The 12,461-nt window shown below is 59.5% G+C and carries 15 protein-coding genes and 1 other RNA gene; 6 read left to right on the top strand and 10 right to left on the bottom strand.

Annotation, left to right across the window (positions count from 1 at the left end; all coding sequences use genetic code 11):
- Window positions 1–369 carry a helix-turn-helix domain-containing protein gene (locus tag BMY55_RS03495; protein WP_091428302.1) on the bottom strand — a complete coding sequence of 123 codons (369 nt, stop codon included), beginning with the start codon at window positions 367–369 and terminating at the stop codon, window positions 1–3.
- A gap of 317 nt (window positions 370–686) precedes the next feature.
- Here BMY55_RS03495 and BMY55_RS03490 point away from each other — a divergent pair, with 317 nt between their 5' ends.
- The gene (locus tag BMY55_RS03490) at window positions 687–1,658 is read left to right on the top strand and encodes an NADPH:quinone oxidoreductase family protein (RefSeq protein WP_091431986.1); all 972 of its coding nucleotides are present in this window, start codon (window positions 687–689) and stop codon (window positions 1,656–1,658) included.
- Here the strand turns inward: BMY55_RS03490 and BMY55_RS03485 are convergent.
- Window positions 1,655–2,509, bottom strand: a complete 855-nt coding sequence (locus BMY55_RS03485) for a LysR family transcriptional regulator (RefSeq protein ID WP_091428300.1) — start codon at window positions 2,507–2,509, stop codon at window positions 1,655–1,657. The two genes, BMY55_RS03490 and BMY55_RS03485, sit on opposite strands and share 4 nt — an antisense overlap.
- Before the next feature lie 124 nt (window positions 2,510–2,633).
- Between BMY55_RS03485 and BMY55_RS03480 the strand changes: the two genes are divergently transcribed.
- The 3 genes from BMY55_RS03480 to BMY55_RS03470 all read left to right on the top strand — a co-directional run bounded on the left by BMY55_RS03480 (window position 2,634) and on the right by BMY55_RS03470 (window position 4,498).
- Window positions 2,634–2,843, top strand: coding sequence for a DUF1127 domain-containing protein (locus BMY55_RS03480; protein WP_091428299.1), 210 nt, complete (start codon window positions 2,634–2,636; stop codon window positions 2,841–2,843).
- Between the two features lie 125 nt (window positions 2,844–2,968).
- The gene (locus tag BMY55_RS03475; protein ID WP_091428297.1) at window positions 2,969–3,742 is read left to right on the top strand and encodes a Bax inhibitor-1/YccA family protein; all 774 of its coding nucleotides are present in this window, start codon (window positions 2,969–2,971) and stop codon (window positions 3,740–3,742) included.
- 66 nt (window positions 3,743–3,808) lie between these two features.
- On the top strand, window positions 3,809–4,498 hold the full coding sequence (locus BMY55_RS03470) for an SGNH/GDSL hydrolase family protein (RefSeq protein WP_091428295.1): 690 nt from the start codon (window positions 3,809–3,811) through the stop codon (window positions 4,496–4,498).
- Between the two features lie 57 nt (window positions 4,499–4,555).
- On the opposite strand, the gene rpmG is transcribed toward BMY55_RS03470, so the two are convergent.
- From rpmG to gatC, 6 genes are all read right to left on the bottom strand, one after another.
- Complete coding sequence (rpmG, locus tag BMY55_RS03465; RefSeq protein WP_008034579.1) at window positions 4,556–4,723, bottom strand: 50S ribosomal protein L33; 168 nt, start codon at window positions 4,721–4,723, stop codon at window positions 4,556–4,558.
- 153 nt (window positions 4,724–4,876) lie between these two features.
- Window positions 4,877–5,268: RNase P RNA component class A (gene rnpB / locus BMY55_RS03460), an RNA gene on the bottom strand.
- Window positions 5,269–5,280: 12 nt separating this feature from the next.
- Entirely contained in the window at window positions 5,281–5,967 is a 687-nt protein-coding gene (locus BMY55_RS03455) for an N-acetylmuramoyl-L-alanine amidase (protein WP_281242417.1), read from the bottom strand.
- The gene (locus tag BMY55_RS03450; protein WP_177179280.1) at window positions 5,968–6,705 is read right to left on the bottom strand and encodes a hypothetical protein; all 738 of its coding nucleotides are present in this window, start codon (window positions 6,703–6,705) and stop codon (window positions 5,968–5,970) included.
- A 43-nt stretch (window positions 6,706–6,748) separates the two neighbouring features.
- The gene (gene gatA / locus BMY55_RS03445; RefSeq protein WP_091428294.1) at window positions 6,749–8,230 is read right to left on the bottom strand and encodes an Asp-tRNA(Asn)/Glu-tRNA(Gln) amidotransferase subunit GatA; all 1,482 of its coding nucleotides are present in this window, start codon (window positions 8,228–8,230) and stop codon (window positions 6,749–6,751) included.
- Window positions 8,230–8,517 (bottom strand): Asp-tRNA(Asn)/Glu-tRNA(Gln) amidotransferase subunit GatC, encoded by a 288-nt coding sequence (gene gatC / locus BMY55_RS03440; RefSeq protein ID WP_091428293.1) that lies wholly within the window; start codon window positions 8,515–8,517, stop codon window positions 8,230–8,232. The genes gatA and gatC overlap by 1 nt, the downstream gene beginning before the upstream one ends.
- Window positions 8,518–8,666: 149 nt before the next feature.
- Between gatC and BMY55_RS03435 the strand changes: the two genes are divergently transcribed.
- Window positions 8,667–9,365 (top strand): metal-dependent hydrolase, encoded by a 699-nt coding sequence (locus BMY55_RS03435; RefSeq protein WP_091428292.1) that lies wholly within the window; start codon window positions 8,667–8,669, stop codon window positions 9,363–9,365.
- A 3-nt stretch (window positions 9,366–9,368) separates the two neighbouring features.
- On the opposite strand, the gene BMY55_RS03430 is transcribed toward BMY55_RS03435, so the two are convergent.
- A complete protein-coding gene (locus tag BMY55_RS03430; protein WP_245744639.1) occupies window positions 9,369–9,821 on the bottom strand; it encodes a nucleoside deaminase in 453 nt (150 codons plus the stop codon).
- A 71-nt stretch (window positions 9,822–9,892) separates the two neighbouring features.
- Between BMY55_RS03430 and BMY55_RS03425 the strand changes: the two genes are divergently transcribed.
- Window positions 9,893–10,885 carry a pseudouridine synthase gene (locus BMY55_RS03425; protein WP_091428290.1) on the top strand — a complete coding sequence of 331 codons (993 nt, stop codon included), beginning with the start codon at window positions 9,893–9,895 and terminating at the stop codon, window positions 10,883–10,885.
- Window positions 10,886–10,897: 12 nt separating this feature from the next.
- Here BMY55_RS03425 and xseA read toward each other — a convergent pair whose 3' ends face one another.
- Window positions 10,898–12,406, bottom strand: a complete 1,509-nt coding sequence (gene xseA / locus BMY55_RS03420) for an exodeoxyribonuclease VII large subunit (protein WP_091428289.1) — start codon at window positions 12,404–12,406, stop codon at window positions 10,898–10,900.
- Window positions 12,407–12,461 lie beyond the last annotated feature (55 nt).

Raw genomic sequence — 12,461 nt, 5'->3', positions numbered from 1 at the left:
TCAGGCCACGTCTGACAGGACACGCGCCAGTTCAAACAGGCGACGACGTTGATTGTCAGGAATGGCGTAATAGCTGCGCACCAGTTCCAGAGCTTCTTTATCCGCCAGGATGTCGCCCGGCAGGGCACCTTCGGTATCGGCATCGGGTTTGCTTTCCAGCCCTTCAAAGAAAAAGCTGACCGGCACCGAAAGTGCTGCCGCGATATCCCAAAGCCGAGACGCAGAGACGCGGTTCATGCCGGTTTCGTATTTCTGGATCTGTTGGAATTTGATCCCTACTTTTTCAGCCAACTGCTGCTGCGTCATCCCCACCATCCAACGGCGGTGACGGACGCGTTTACCAACATGGACATCCACCGGATGTTTCATTGAACCACTCCTCGTTACTAGATTGAATTACGCAACCACTGACCATGTGTCGACGCGTTCACTCAACCTGTCTTTTTGGTCAGCTTCGACGTCAATAATGAAAAACTTATTAATACCAATACGATATACGTATTCATTCGCATTTTTTGCGCCTCCACCACAGCGAAAGTCGTCAACATGGAAGCACACGCAAAAGGAGATTAGCAACAAGTTTTGCATTTTGCAACTACACAACGCTGAGGCGAGCAGATGATTCTCTACTATCTTGCTCGATTTTCCGCTCGGAAACACCTATGGAGTTGCCAAAAGGAGCCCGCATGAAAACCTTTCTCGTCACAGATTTCGACCATCCGGCACAGCTGGTTGACGTCGCCACGCCAACTCCCCAATCCGGACAAGCATTGGTGGACATCCGCGCTTGTGGTTTGAATTTCGCCGATCTGCTGATGTCGAAAGGTAAATACCAGGACACGCCACGGCCACCCTTTTCGCTGGGGATGGAACCGGCCGGGATCGTCACCGCCCTTGGCCCGGATGCTGACGGTCCCAAGCCAGGGACACGGGTTGTGGTCTTTTCTGGCCGCGATGGTCTGGCCGAACAGGGTGTGTTCGATGCGACCCGATGCCTGCCCCTGCCCGACAACATGAGCTTCCAAGACGCCGCCGCGTTCCAGATCGCCTATGGCACAAGCCACATGGCGCTGGACTACAAAGCACGGCTGCAACCGGGCGAAACACTGGTCGTTCTGGGCGCAGCCGGTGGGGTCGGGCTGACCGCAGTGGAAATTGGCAAGGTCATGGGTGCGCGGGTCGTCGCTTGCGCGCGCGGGGCCGAGAAACTGGAGGTCTGCCGTCGCGCCGGCGCCGATCATCTGATCGACACGGACACACAGGACATCCGAGACGAGGTCAAGGCGTTGGGCGGAGCAGATGTGGTCTATGACGCGATCGGCGGCGACCAGTTCAACGCGGCCTTCCGCGCCTGCAACCCGGAAGCCCGGATCCTGTTGATCGGTTTTGCCAGTGGCGATCTGCCCGAGGTGCGGCCAAATCACATGCTGGTCAAGAACATCACTCTGATCGGCTTTTACTGGGGCGGGTATCTGAAGTTCCGACCCGACCCCTTGACCGACAGCCTGCGTCAGTTGCTGACCTGGTATGGCGAAGGCAGAATCAAACCCCATGTCAGCCACACGCTACCGCTTGACCGCGCGGGCGAGGCCTTGGACCTGCTGAGGCAGCGCAAATCGACGGGCAAGGTGGTCGTCACCATGCCGCCATCGCCCTAGAGTTCGGCAAATGCCCGGCGGATCATCGACAGCAAGTCCTGCATGGCCTGGCCGCCCGAATTGCTCGCCGCATACATGTTCACCCGGGTGACAGCAAGATCCGGCAATGCTCCTCCGTGGTCGATCTGCTCTAGAAACGGCTGAACGGTGCCATCGATCACGGCGTGCACGGCCAGATCTGCTGACAACGATGCCTCGATCGTGCGGGTAGAATCACCGTCAACCCCCATCTCCCACTGAATATTCGCCGCATTCAGGGCTTTTTGAACGCCCTTGCGGAAAATGCAGTTACGCTCAAAAGCAAGCCGCAGCGGTCTTGAACGCCATGCCTGACCGTTCGGCGCCCCGACCCAGACCAGCGGAAGCGCGGCCAGGGTTTCGGCACCGGCGTCCTTTTCTTCTTCTGTGGTCAGGGTGATGTCACATTCGCCACGCGCGAACATGGATTTCAGACGGCTTGTATAGGACGAGATCAAGTGGACGCGCATCCTCGGATATTCGGCGTGAAACTGCTTCAACACCGTGGGGATCGCCGGATAGACCACATCGGAGGGAACCCCCAAGACGATCTCACCCTCATACGCGTGATCCGTAAGGCGCGCATAAACCTCGTCATTCAGGCGCATCATGCGGCGCGCATATCCCAGCAATTGTTCGCCGTCGGCAGTCAGCGACACCCCCCGCCCCGAACGATCCAACAAAGGACGACCCAAACTTTCCTCAAGCCGTTTCAACTGCATCGACACGGCGGACTGGGTCAGATGCAAAAGCCCCGCCGCACGTGTCACTCCGCCCGCGTCCGCAACGGTTACAAAACTGCGCAAAGCCGTCAGGTCAAGATTTCGGGGCATATCACACCTCTTGATGCATAATAGCAAAAACATTCATTTTACTTATCAAACCTAGATCAGCATAAACATCAAGAACGTTGATGCAACGCCTATCAACCATTTACCTCTGAGAAGGAGAGACGAGATGTCTGCTGTTATCTGCACCAATGCCCCTACCGTAAAGCGCGCGTTCTCACCGCTGGCTTGGCTGGTCCACGCCTGGGAGGTCCATCGCGAACGTCATGCACTGGCAAATTTGGACGCGATCCGGTTGAAAGATATCGGTCTGACACCAGACGCTGCGTATCGCGAAGCGAACCGCCCCATTTGGGATATTCCGGCGCACTGGAACTAACATCTGATCTTTCCGATCAAGTTATCCTATTCCTCTTGAAATACAGTCCGCCCTTGCCGATATTAAGGCCAAGGGCGGTTTCCGTTTGGGGCTCGCCAGTTGTGTTTTTCTGGAGGTCTATCTAAATGGCTCAATATGATACGGTTCGCGCAGGCGTAGGCACCCGCGCCGCAATCGACGAAGGGCTTCGCGCCCATATGAACAAGGTCTATGGGCTGATGTCCGTGGGTCTTCTGATCACTGCCTTGGCAAGCTGGGCCATCGCTGGCCTTGCGGTAACCACCGATCCGACAGGTGCGACCGCTGCGATAAGCGAAGGTAAATACCTGACCGGATTGGGTCAGGCGATCTATATGTCGCCGCTGAAATGGGTCGTTATGTTCGCTCCGCTGGCTATGGTGTTTGCCTTCGGCGCCGCCATTAACCGCTTGTCCGCGTCAGGTGCGCAACTGTTCTTCTATGCGTTTGCCGCGCTGATGGGGCTGTCGATCAGCTCGATCTTCCTTGTTTTCACCGGCGTGTCGATCGTGCAAACCTTCTTGATCACCGCAATCGCCTTCGCGGGTCTAAGCCTTTATGGCTACACCACCAAGCGCGACCTAAGCGCATTGGGGGCATTCCTGATCATGGGTCTGATTGGTCTGATCGTGGCGTCGATCGTCAACATCTTCATCGGAAGCTCGATGCTTCATTTTGCGATCTCGGTAATCGGTGTTCTGATCTTTGCTGGCCTGACAGCTTATGACACGCAGAAGATCAAGACGGATTACATTGCGCACGCGCAGGCTATGGACAGCGAATGGCTGGCGAAATCCGCAATCATGGGTGCACTGAACCTGTATCTGGACTTCATCAACCTGTTCATGTTCCTGCTGCAATTCCTGGGCAACCGTGAATAAGCAGGCGTAACAAACGAACAAAGGGCCGGTCTTGAGGGACCGGCCCTTTTTGCTTGGAACAGGCCCATGTCTGACAGAGTTCTGAAACTTGCCCTTGCTCCCCTTCTGATCGCGCAAGCGCTGCTTGTTCGCAAAACAGCGGCCAGCCTGCCGGAACCTGCGGGGCCTCGCACGGGACAGACTGGCGATGGTTCTTCGCTGCGTCTTGCTATTATCGGAGATTCTTCAGCCGCCGGTGTCGGTGCGTCCCATCAAGGCGAAGCCTTGTCGGGTCGTTTGACAGACAAACTTGCCGCGCATTACCGTCTGACATGGTCGCTGCACGCCAGAACCGGCGCAACAACACGTTCCACGCTGGAAGAATGGCCTGACGATCTGGGCGAAGTCGACATTGCCATCGTGGTGTTGGGCGTGAACGACATCACCCGACAAACCCCGCTGCGCCGATTGTTAAAGCACCGCGAGCAGCTATACGCCCGGCTACGCCAACGCCATCACGCCCAGCGCATTCTGGTCACGGGTGTCCCGCCGCTGGATCAGTTTCCCCTGCTGCCCGGTCCACTTCGTTTTGTTCTGGGACAGCAGGCAAGGCGGTTCGATACGGCCCTGGCTCAGCAAGCCGAGACGCTGGGTATCGAATATCTGCCATTCAACATGTCGCTGGATCCCGCAACGATGGCGGCGGACGGCTTTCACCCCGGACCCACGGCCTATCGCCACTTTGCCGACACGCTGTATCGACAGATCCAAAGCTGATAAACGAAAAGGCCGCGCCCACCGGCACGGCCCATTCAACATCGAAAGGGATCAAGATTACTTGATCTTACCTTCCTTATATTCAACATGCTTGCGCACAACCGGGTCGTATTTCTTCACAACCATTTTTTCGGTCATGGTGCGAGCATTCTTCTTGGTCACATAGAAGTGGCCGGTATCCGCGGTCGAGTTCAGGCGGATTTTGATAGTGGTCGGCTTCGCCATGTCGTCAGCTCCTCATCGGGTGGGCGCACCCCGCCCGGGTAAATCTCTGGAACCCGCCTTTTAGCGTCATTGGCCCCCGAGTCAACAGGCAATCGGGAAATTCGCGCGCGTTCCGAAACGACGCGCATGACGGCGCCCAATCGGCGTGAAATATTGCGCGGACGGCCTGTAAGCCGGATTCTGTCCAGGTGTTGCCACCGTGGATGACCATTCCTCTAGGATGCCTGTTACCAGACACCTCAAGCTGCCAACCCGGACCTGCAAAAGCCAAGGCGGCTTTGGGGCAAGCCCCGTGCGGTCCCTATTTGGCATTGCTCCTGGTGGGGCTTGCCGTGCCGCCCTTGTTGCCAAGCGCGCGGTGGGCTCTTACCCCACCGTTTCACCGTGACCCGCGACAGGCGCAGGCCGTCTGTTCTCTGTGGCGCTTTCCCTCGGGTTTCCCCGGCCGGGCATTACCCGGCACCATTGCCTTGTGGAGTCCGGACTTTCCTCGCGTCACGCAGGAGCACGCCCCCACAGTCACCCGCGGTCATCCAGCCATCCGCGCATAAAGCGACTTAAGCGTTGGGTGTGGGCGCGTCAACGGGGAAGCGTTTGGAAAGGTCAGCGACAATTCCCATGTCGCGCCTATCCAACGGCCCAACAGCCCACGGGCGGAAGCGTTGGCGCAAAGCATCAAGCACAGCGGTGCACCCGGCATTCGATGGATAACCGAAAACAGCCGCCTGTTGAAGAAACTCCGCCTCATCCGGCGTGGTTTCGGAACCATCAGGCCAGATGGCCAACTCTTGTCGTGCAAGCCGGGACCACGGGAACCGCCGACCGGGATCGGATTTGCGGTCCGGTGCCATGTCGCTATGCCCGATCACACCTTCTATGGGAATCGACCATCGCTCCATGATCAGGGGCAACAATTTTTCAAGCTGTGCCAACTGCGGTTCGCTGAACGGGGATACCCCATCATTGTCGATCTCGATCCCGATCGAGCGGGAATTGATGTCATCCATCCCGCGCCACGTGCCTGCCCCCGCGTGCCACGCGCGCATATCTTCATCCACCAACTGAAACACCCGCCCGTCGCGGTGGATCAGGTAATGGGCAGACACTTCGTGTTCAGGCGCGCAAAGACGATCCAACGCCTCGGCCGGATCAGCCATGGCGGTATAATGAAGAACGATCAACGAAGGTGCGAGGCCATCCCGTCGCGGGCCGAAATTCGGGGACGGACGGGATGTGATCTGCACCTATTCGCTCGCGACGGTTTCGCCCGAGATGTTAAGGGTTTCACCCGGAAGCGGTGCCGGGTCGGCAAGATCACTCGTATCATCAGTCGTGATGCCCACGGCTTCCAGGTCCGCTTTGCTGATGCCAGAATCTTCGACCACTGCCGTATCCTCGACCGCACCACGGGCGGAGCGGAAGGGGGCCGGGTTCCAACCGCAGGCAAATCCGTCACCATCGGGGTCCAACCCATGTCTGTCTCGCTTGGGGCCACCGGCCTCAAGAAACGCGATTTGTGCAAAATCGGCGGAAGTATAGCGCGCGCAATTGCGTTCTGCCCGCGCGTCGCCCGACAATGCCGAGCGGGAATAGATCGACTGCCCCACCGTATTGGTGGTCGACAACGCATATTCCACCACCGAAACCGAACTGCCTTCGGGGCGTTCAGGGACGGCGACCACCTCGGCCTGTTGATAGGCGGCCTGATAGCTTTCGATACGCTGGGCGTCACTTTCAATACTTTCGCGGGCCGCGACGGCACTGAAATCCTGTTCGTCGGAAATGCCGGGCGCGACAGCGGCATTCTGATTGCCATCAATCGACTGACTGGTGACAGAGCTCCCTTCGATCATCGCCGACAAAGGCGCACCCGACACCGGATCGACAGCAGGTGTCACATTCGCAGGCGACCGGCTGTCAGGGGCATTGCTGGCGCAAGCTGAAACCGAAGCAACGGCGACGAGACCCAAAATATACCGCATAGAACCCTCTTTCTCGCAGCAAGGAGTTAATAATTTGCAGGAGTTACCACCATTTCCGGGGCTTTGCCACAAATCCGGCACGTTGCTCTACCTCGTGAGCGATATTCAGCAGATCGCCTTCTTCCCACGGGCGCCCGATCAGTTGCAGACCCAGCGGCAAGCCCTGCGCGTCCAGCCCGGCGGGTACCGAAATACCCGGCAACCCGGCAAGGTTCACCGTCACGGTGAACACGTCGTTCAGATACATCTTGACCGGATCGGCGTTTTCCATCTCGCCCAGCCCAAAGGCGGCAGACGGCGTCGCGGGTGTCAGGATTGCGTCGATGCCTTGCGCGAACACATCTTCGAAGTCTTTCTTGATCAGCGCGCGCACCTTGCGGGCACGATTGTAATAGGCGTCATAGAAGCCCGCCGACAACACATAGGTGCCAACCATGACGCGGCGTTGCACTTCGGCCCCGAACCCTTCGGCGCGGGTTTTCTCATACATCTCGGTAATGCCATCGCCCTGCCCCAGCTTGGCACGGTGGCCATAACGCACGCCGTCATATCGGGCGAGGTTCGACGACGCCTCTGCTGGTGCAATCACATAATAGGCGGGCAGAGCATATTTCGTGTGAGGCAGCGAGATATCAACAATCTCGGCCCCCGCGTCGCGCAGCATGTCGGCACCTTTGGCCCACAACGCTTCAATCTCGTCCGGCATACCGTCCATGCGATATTCCTTGGGAATACCGATCTTCTTGCCCTTGATGTTACCGGTCAGCATGGCCTCGAAATTCGGCACTGGCAGGTCTGCACTGGTGGAATCTTTCGCATCATGGCTGCACATCGCTTCCAGCATGATCGCAGCGTCGCGCACCGATTTGGTCATCGGACCAGCCTGATCCAACGAAGATGCGAACGCCACAACACCCCAGCGCGAGCATCGCCCATAGGTCGGCTTGATCCCGGTAATGCCAGTAAAGGCGGCAGGCTGGCGGATTGACCCGCCTGTGTCGGTGCCGGTCGCGGCAAGGCAAAGGTCAGCGGCCACAGCCGACGCCGACCCGCCCGAACTTCCGCCCGGTGTCAGCTTGCGGTCGTCGATTTTCCACGGATTCACTGCATTGCCATACACGCTCGTCTCGTTCGACGAACCCATCGCGAATTCATCCATGTTGAGCTTGCCCAACATGACGGTGCCATTGTCCAGAAGGTTTTGACTGACAGTCGATTCGTATTCCGGGATGAAGCCTTCAAGAATGCGGCTACCCGCTTGTGACGCCACGCCCTTGGTGCAGAACAAGTCTTTGATCCCCAGCGGGATGCCGCACATGTCAGGCGCATCGCCCGCCTTGATGCGGTCGTCCGCCGCTTTGGCCTGTTCGCGCGCAAGTTCGGGCGTTTTGTGGACAAACGCGCCCAGCGCGCCTGCGCCTTCGATCTCGGTCAGACACGCCTCGGTCAGTTCGACAGATGTCAGATCGCCCCTGCGCATCGCATCGCGGGCATCCGCAATCGTCAGTTTGTTCAGGTCAGCCATTATTCCACCACCTTCGGAACCGCAAAGAAGCCTTCACGTGCGTCAGGCGCGTTTGACAGTATCTTGTCCTGCATGCTGCCATCCGTCACCACGTCTTCGCGCCGCTTCAGACGCATCGGCGTGACTGAGGTCATCGGTTCGATCCCGTCCACGTCCACCTCGTTCAACTGCTCGATAAAGCCGAGGATCGCGTTGAAGTTTTCGGCAAGCTCCGGCAAGCGGTCGTCTTCGACCTTGATGCGGGCCAGATGCGCAACCTTGCGCGCGGTTTCGATGTCGATCGACATGGGGTGCTCCCGTCTGTGTTTCGCCAGTTCGTTTAGCGCGCGCCCGTCCCGCCCGCAAGCCATGTGAACGGCTTGCGGCGCTGTCCCACAGGTGACAGGGGCGGTTTTGGTGCTACTCTGACCCCAAACGATGAGAAGGGAGGCTTTCCATGCAAATCACATTCCTTGGACATTCCGGTTTTCGGATCGAGATTGAAGACGCGGTTTTACTGGTTGATCCATGGCTGGATGGTAACCCGATGTTTCCCGAGGATCGCCGGGACCAGGCCACCGCTGGCGCGACTCACATCCTGATCACCCACGGGCACGGCGACCACGCTTCCTCAACCCTAGCCATTGCACGCGAGAAAGGCATTCCGATTGCGGCGATCCATGAGCTTGCCACCTTCTGGGGCAATGAAGGCGAGGTCGATACGCTGGGGTTCGGCAAGGGCGGCACCATCGACCTGAACGGAGCCAAGGTGACGATGGTGAACGCATCACATTCCGCCAGCTTCGATTATCTGGGCGGCGATCGGCCCCTCTGCGCAGGTGCCGAGGTCGGGTTTATGATCGCAGGCGAAGGGCACGTGATCTATCTGTCCGGCGACACCGACATCATGGCGGATATGGAGTGGATGGGCGACCTGCACAAACCCGATATCGGCATTCTGTGCGCCGGGGGGCATTACACGATGGATATGGCGCGCGTGGCCTATGCGGCGAAACGGTATTTCGATTTCCAGACCGTAATTCCCTGCCACTACAAGACCTTCCCCGTCCTGGCACAATCCGCTGATGAATTGATTGCCGCCCTGCCGGACGTGAATGTGGTGGAACCAGAGGTTCTGAAGCCGATCACGATCTGAGGATCAACGCCGGGACGCGAAGAAATCCTTCAATATCTGCTCGGCCTCGTCCGCGCCGATGTCGTCATAGACCTCGGGGATATGGTGACACTGCGGATGTGTGAAGATGCGCGCGCCATGTGCGACGCCGCCTGATTTCGGGTCCGCCGCACCGTAATAGACCCGGCGGATGCGCGCCGCCGACATGGCGGTTGCGCACATCGCGCAAGGCTCTAGCGTTACGTAAAGGTCGTGATCGGGCAGACGCTCTGATCCGGCCTGCGCACAGCCTTCGCGGATCGCAAGGATTTCGGCATGGGCCGTGGGGTCGTTCAACTCGCGTGTCCGGTTGCCCGCCGCCGCGATCACCTTGCCTTCCGGCGACACCAGGACTGCGCCGACGGGCACCTCGCCACGTTTGGCGGCGGCGCGGGCCTCAGCCAGCGCGGTATCCATATGGCTTGTGAACCTACTCATGCCCCCTTTTGCCCCGGACCGGAACGCTTGCCAAGGCTTCCCCTTTGCGCCGCCTCGCGCTATGCGGGGGCATGACTGACAAGAAACGCCCCCCCGTTCCCAGACCGGCCCGCAAGCCTGCACCGAAAAAGCCGGACGCCGCGACGGCTGATCCGTCGAAAGGCGACCGCATTGCCAAGGTTCTGGCGCGTGCCGGTATCGCCAGCCGCCGCGAGGCCGAGCGCATGATCGAAGCGGGCCGTGTGACCGTGAACGGCAAGGTGATCGACAGCCCCGCCCTGAATGTCACGGCCAAGGACACTATCCTGTTTGACGAAGCCCCTTTGACCGACCCGGAACCGCCGCGCATGTGGCTGTATTACAAGCCCATCGGCCTTGTGACGACCGAGCGTGACGAGAAAGGGCGCAATACAGTCTTCGCCGCCTTACCTGAAGATATGCCAAGGGTGATGAGCGTTGGGCGGCTCGACATTAACTCTGAAGGCCTGCTGCTGCTGACCAATGATGGCGACGTGAAGCGCAAGCTGGAGCTGCCCTCGACCGGTTGGTCGCGCAAATACCGCGTGCGGGTGAATGGACGCCCGACCGAAGACACGCTTGCGCCCGTGCGCAAGGGATTGACCATCGATGGTGAGCGGTTCCAACCAATGGCCGTGTCGCTGGACCGGCAACAGGGCGCGAATGCGTGGCTGACCGTGACCCTGCGCGAAGGCAAGAACCGCGAGGTGCGCCGCGCCATGGAAGCGGTCGGCCTGACCGTGAACCGGCTTCTGCGCGTCAGCTACGGCCCCTTCCAACTGGGCGAATTGAAACCCGGCGAGGTCGAGGAAATCCGCCAGCGCATTGTGCGCGACCAGCTTGGGTTGGAAGATGCAAAGCCGGCGCCCATGCGGACGCGCAAAGAGATCCCGCGCGGCAAGCATGGAAGCAAACCGGGGGCCAAGCCTGCATTCAAAGGTGGGCGGCCCGGTGGGAAACCCGGTCAACGTCCGGCGGTAAAAGGCCCTGGCGGCAAAGGCCCGGGCGGCAAGCCCCAGGGTCGTCCCGGTTCACGCAACAAGTAGCATGGTTACCGGTTAGAACAGCGATCCTTGATCGGGGGCGTCCTTTTTGGGCTTGGGCTTTGTTGCAGGTTTGATCGGCTTCACCGCCGATGTCGCTGCCCTATCCAGCGCCAATCGACCATCCGCAAACTCGATCTCAAGCGACTTGGCTTGCGCCGCCGCGACCTGCGTCGTCACCACATCTCCGTCGCCCCGCACAACCGCATAGCCGCGCTTCAGCGTTTCGGTGTATCCCAGCGTCTGGCGCATCCGTTCAAGGCTGGACAGCCGATCCACGTGCCGCTTCGTATTCGCCAGAAAGGCACGATCCAATCGCGCTGACAGGCCCGTTATCTCGACCGTCCGGCGTTTGTTGGCGTCTGTGATACGATCCGGGTCCAATCGCGACGCCACCATGCCAAGCCGATCCCGCATCGGTGCCAATCGCGCCGTCAGAACACGCGGGCGCAGACCTGCTGACGCTTCTGTCAGTTTCACCCGCCGGGTCTGGGTCATGCTGCGCAGCGCTGCGGGCAGTTTGTGACTGACGGTATCCAACCGTTGGCGTGGGTTGTCCAACAAGGTCTCGACCCGTGGCAGGGCGCGCGCCAGATCGCGCAATCGCTGGCCGCGTTGCGTCAATGCCTGCTCCAGCGATCTGGTCAGACGGGTGCCTTGTTCCTCAGTCCATGCGAGCAATTCCAACCGTACAGGCACCGCATGTTCGGCAGCTGCCGTCGGCGTGGGCGCGCGCAGGTCTGAGACATAGTCGATCAGAGTTGTATCCGTCTCGTGCCCCACAGCCGAGATCAGGGGAATGTCCGACGCGGCGGCGGCGCGCGCGACGATTTCCTCATTAAACCCCCACAGATCCTCGATCGAGCCACCACCGCGCGCAACGATCAACAGGTCGGGTCGCGTCAGTGCACCACCCGGTTGCATGCGGTTGAAGCCTTCGATTGCGGCGGCGACCTGTGGTGCACAGGCCTCGCCCTGCACGGCGACAGGCCAGATCAACACCTTGCGCGGGAACCGGTCGCGCAGACGGTGCAGGATATCGCGGATCACGGCACCGGACGGGGACGTCACGACGCCGATCACCTCGGGAAGGAAAGGCAGCTTTTTCTTGCGTTCGGGCGCGAAGAGTCCCTCGGCGGCCAGCACTTTCTTTCGCTTTTCCAACATCGCCATCAACGCGCCTTCTCCGGCCACGACAACGTCATCAACGTTCAACTGATACTTCGACTGACTGCCAAAGGTTGTCAGCTTGCCGGTGACGATCACCTCCATCCCTTCTTCAGGCTTGATCGACAGGCGGCTGACCTGCCCCTTCCAGCTGACAGCGGCCAGAACAGACCGATCATCTTTCACATCGAAGTAAAGATGCCCCGACCGTGCCAGCATCACACGCCCAACCTCGCCCCGCACGCGAACGCGACCAAACGCGCCCTCGATGGTTTTCTTCAGCGCGCCGGAGATTTCCGAGACGGTGAACTCTGGCGCATTTTCGCCGGGCTGTGGATCGTCGATCAGGTCGGACATGGGGCCGGTGTCTCTTTCCTTGTGATTTCAGCGCCCCGACCTTAGAACGCCGGTG

The organism is Aliiroseovarius sediminilitoris, assembly GCF_900109955.1.
Classification (GTDB): domain Bacteria; phylum Pseudomonadota; class Alphaproteobacteria; order Rhodobacterales; family Rhodobacteraceae; genus Aliiroseovarius; species Aliiroseovarius sediminilitoris.
This window is presented reverse-complemented; position numbering and strand designations above follow the sequence as displayed.

Coding starts and splice junctions, on each gene's coding strand:
- BMY55_RS03430 (WP_245744639.1), bottom strand. CDS start 9,821: ATGAGTAGGTTCACAAGCCATATGGATACCGCGCTGGCTGAGGCCCGC.
- BMY55_RS03490 (WP_091431986.1), top strand. CDS start 687: ATGAAAACCTTTCTCGTCACAGATTTCGACCATCCGGCACAGCTGGTT.
- rpmG (WP_008034579.1), bottom strand. CDS start 4,723: ATGGCGAAGCCGACCACTATCAAAATCCGCCTGAACTCGACCGCGGAT.
- BMY55_RS03495 (WP_091428302.1), bottom strand. CDS start 369: ATGAAACATCCGGTGGATGTCCATGTTGGTAAACGCGTCCGTCACCGC.
- BMY55_RS03475 (WP_091428297.1), top strand. CDS start 2,969: ATGGCTCAATATGATACGGTTCGCGCAGGCGTAGGCACCCGCGCCGCA.
- BMY55_RS03450 (WP_177179280.1), bottom strand. CDS start 6,705: ATGCGGTATATTTTGGGTCTCGTCGCCGTTGCTTCGGTTTCAGCTTGC.
- BMY55_RS03485 (WP_091428300.1), bottom strand. CDS start 2,509: ATGCCCCGAAATCTTGACCTGACGGCTTTGCGCAGTTTTGTAACCGTT.
- BMY55_RS03470 (WP_091428295.1), top strand. CDS start 3,809: ATGTCTGACAGAGTTCTGAAACTTGCCCTTGCTCCCCTTCTGATCGCG.
- gatA (WP_091428294.1), bottom strand. CDS start 8,230: ATGGCTGACCTGAACAAACTGACGATTGCGGATGCCCGCGATGCGATG.
- BMY55_RS03425 (WP_091428290.1), top strand. CDS start 9,893: ATGACTGACAAGAAACGCCCCCCCGTTCCCAGACCGGCCCGCAAGCCT.
- BMY55_RS03480 (WP_091428299.1), top strand. CDS start 2,634: ATGTCTGCTGTTATCTGCACCAATGCCCCTACCGTAAAGCGCGCGTTC.
- gatC (WP_091428293.1), bottom strand. CDS start 8,517: ATGTCGATCGACATCGAAACCGCGCGCAAGGTTGCGCATCTGGCCCGC.
- BMY55_RS03435 (WP_091428292.1), top strand. CDS start 8,667: ATGCAAATCACATTCCTTGGACATTCCGGTTTTCGGATCGAGATTGAA.
- xseA (WP_091428289.1), bottom strand. CDS start 12,406: ATGTCCGACCTGATCGACGATCCACAGCCCGGCGAAAATGCGCCAGAG.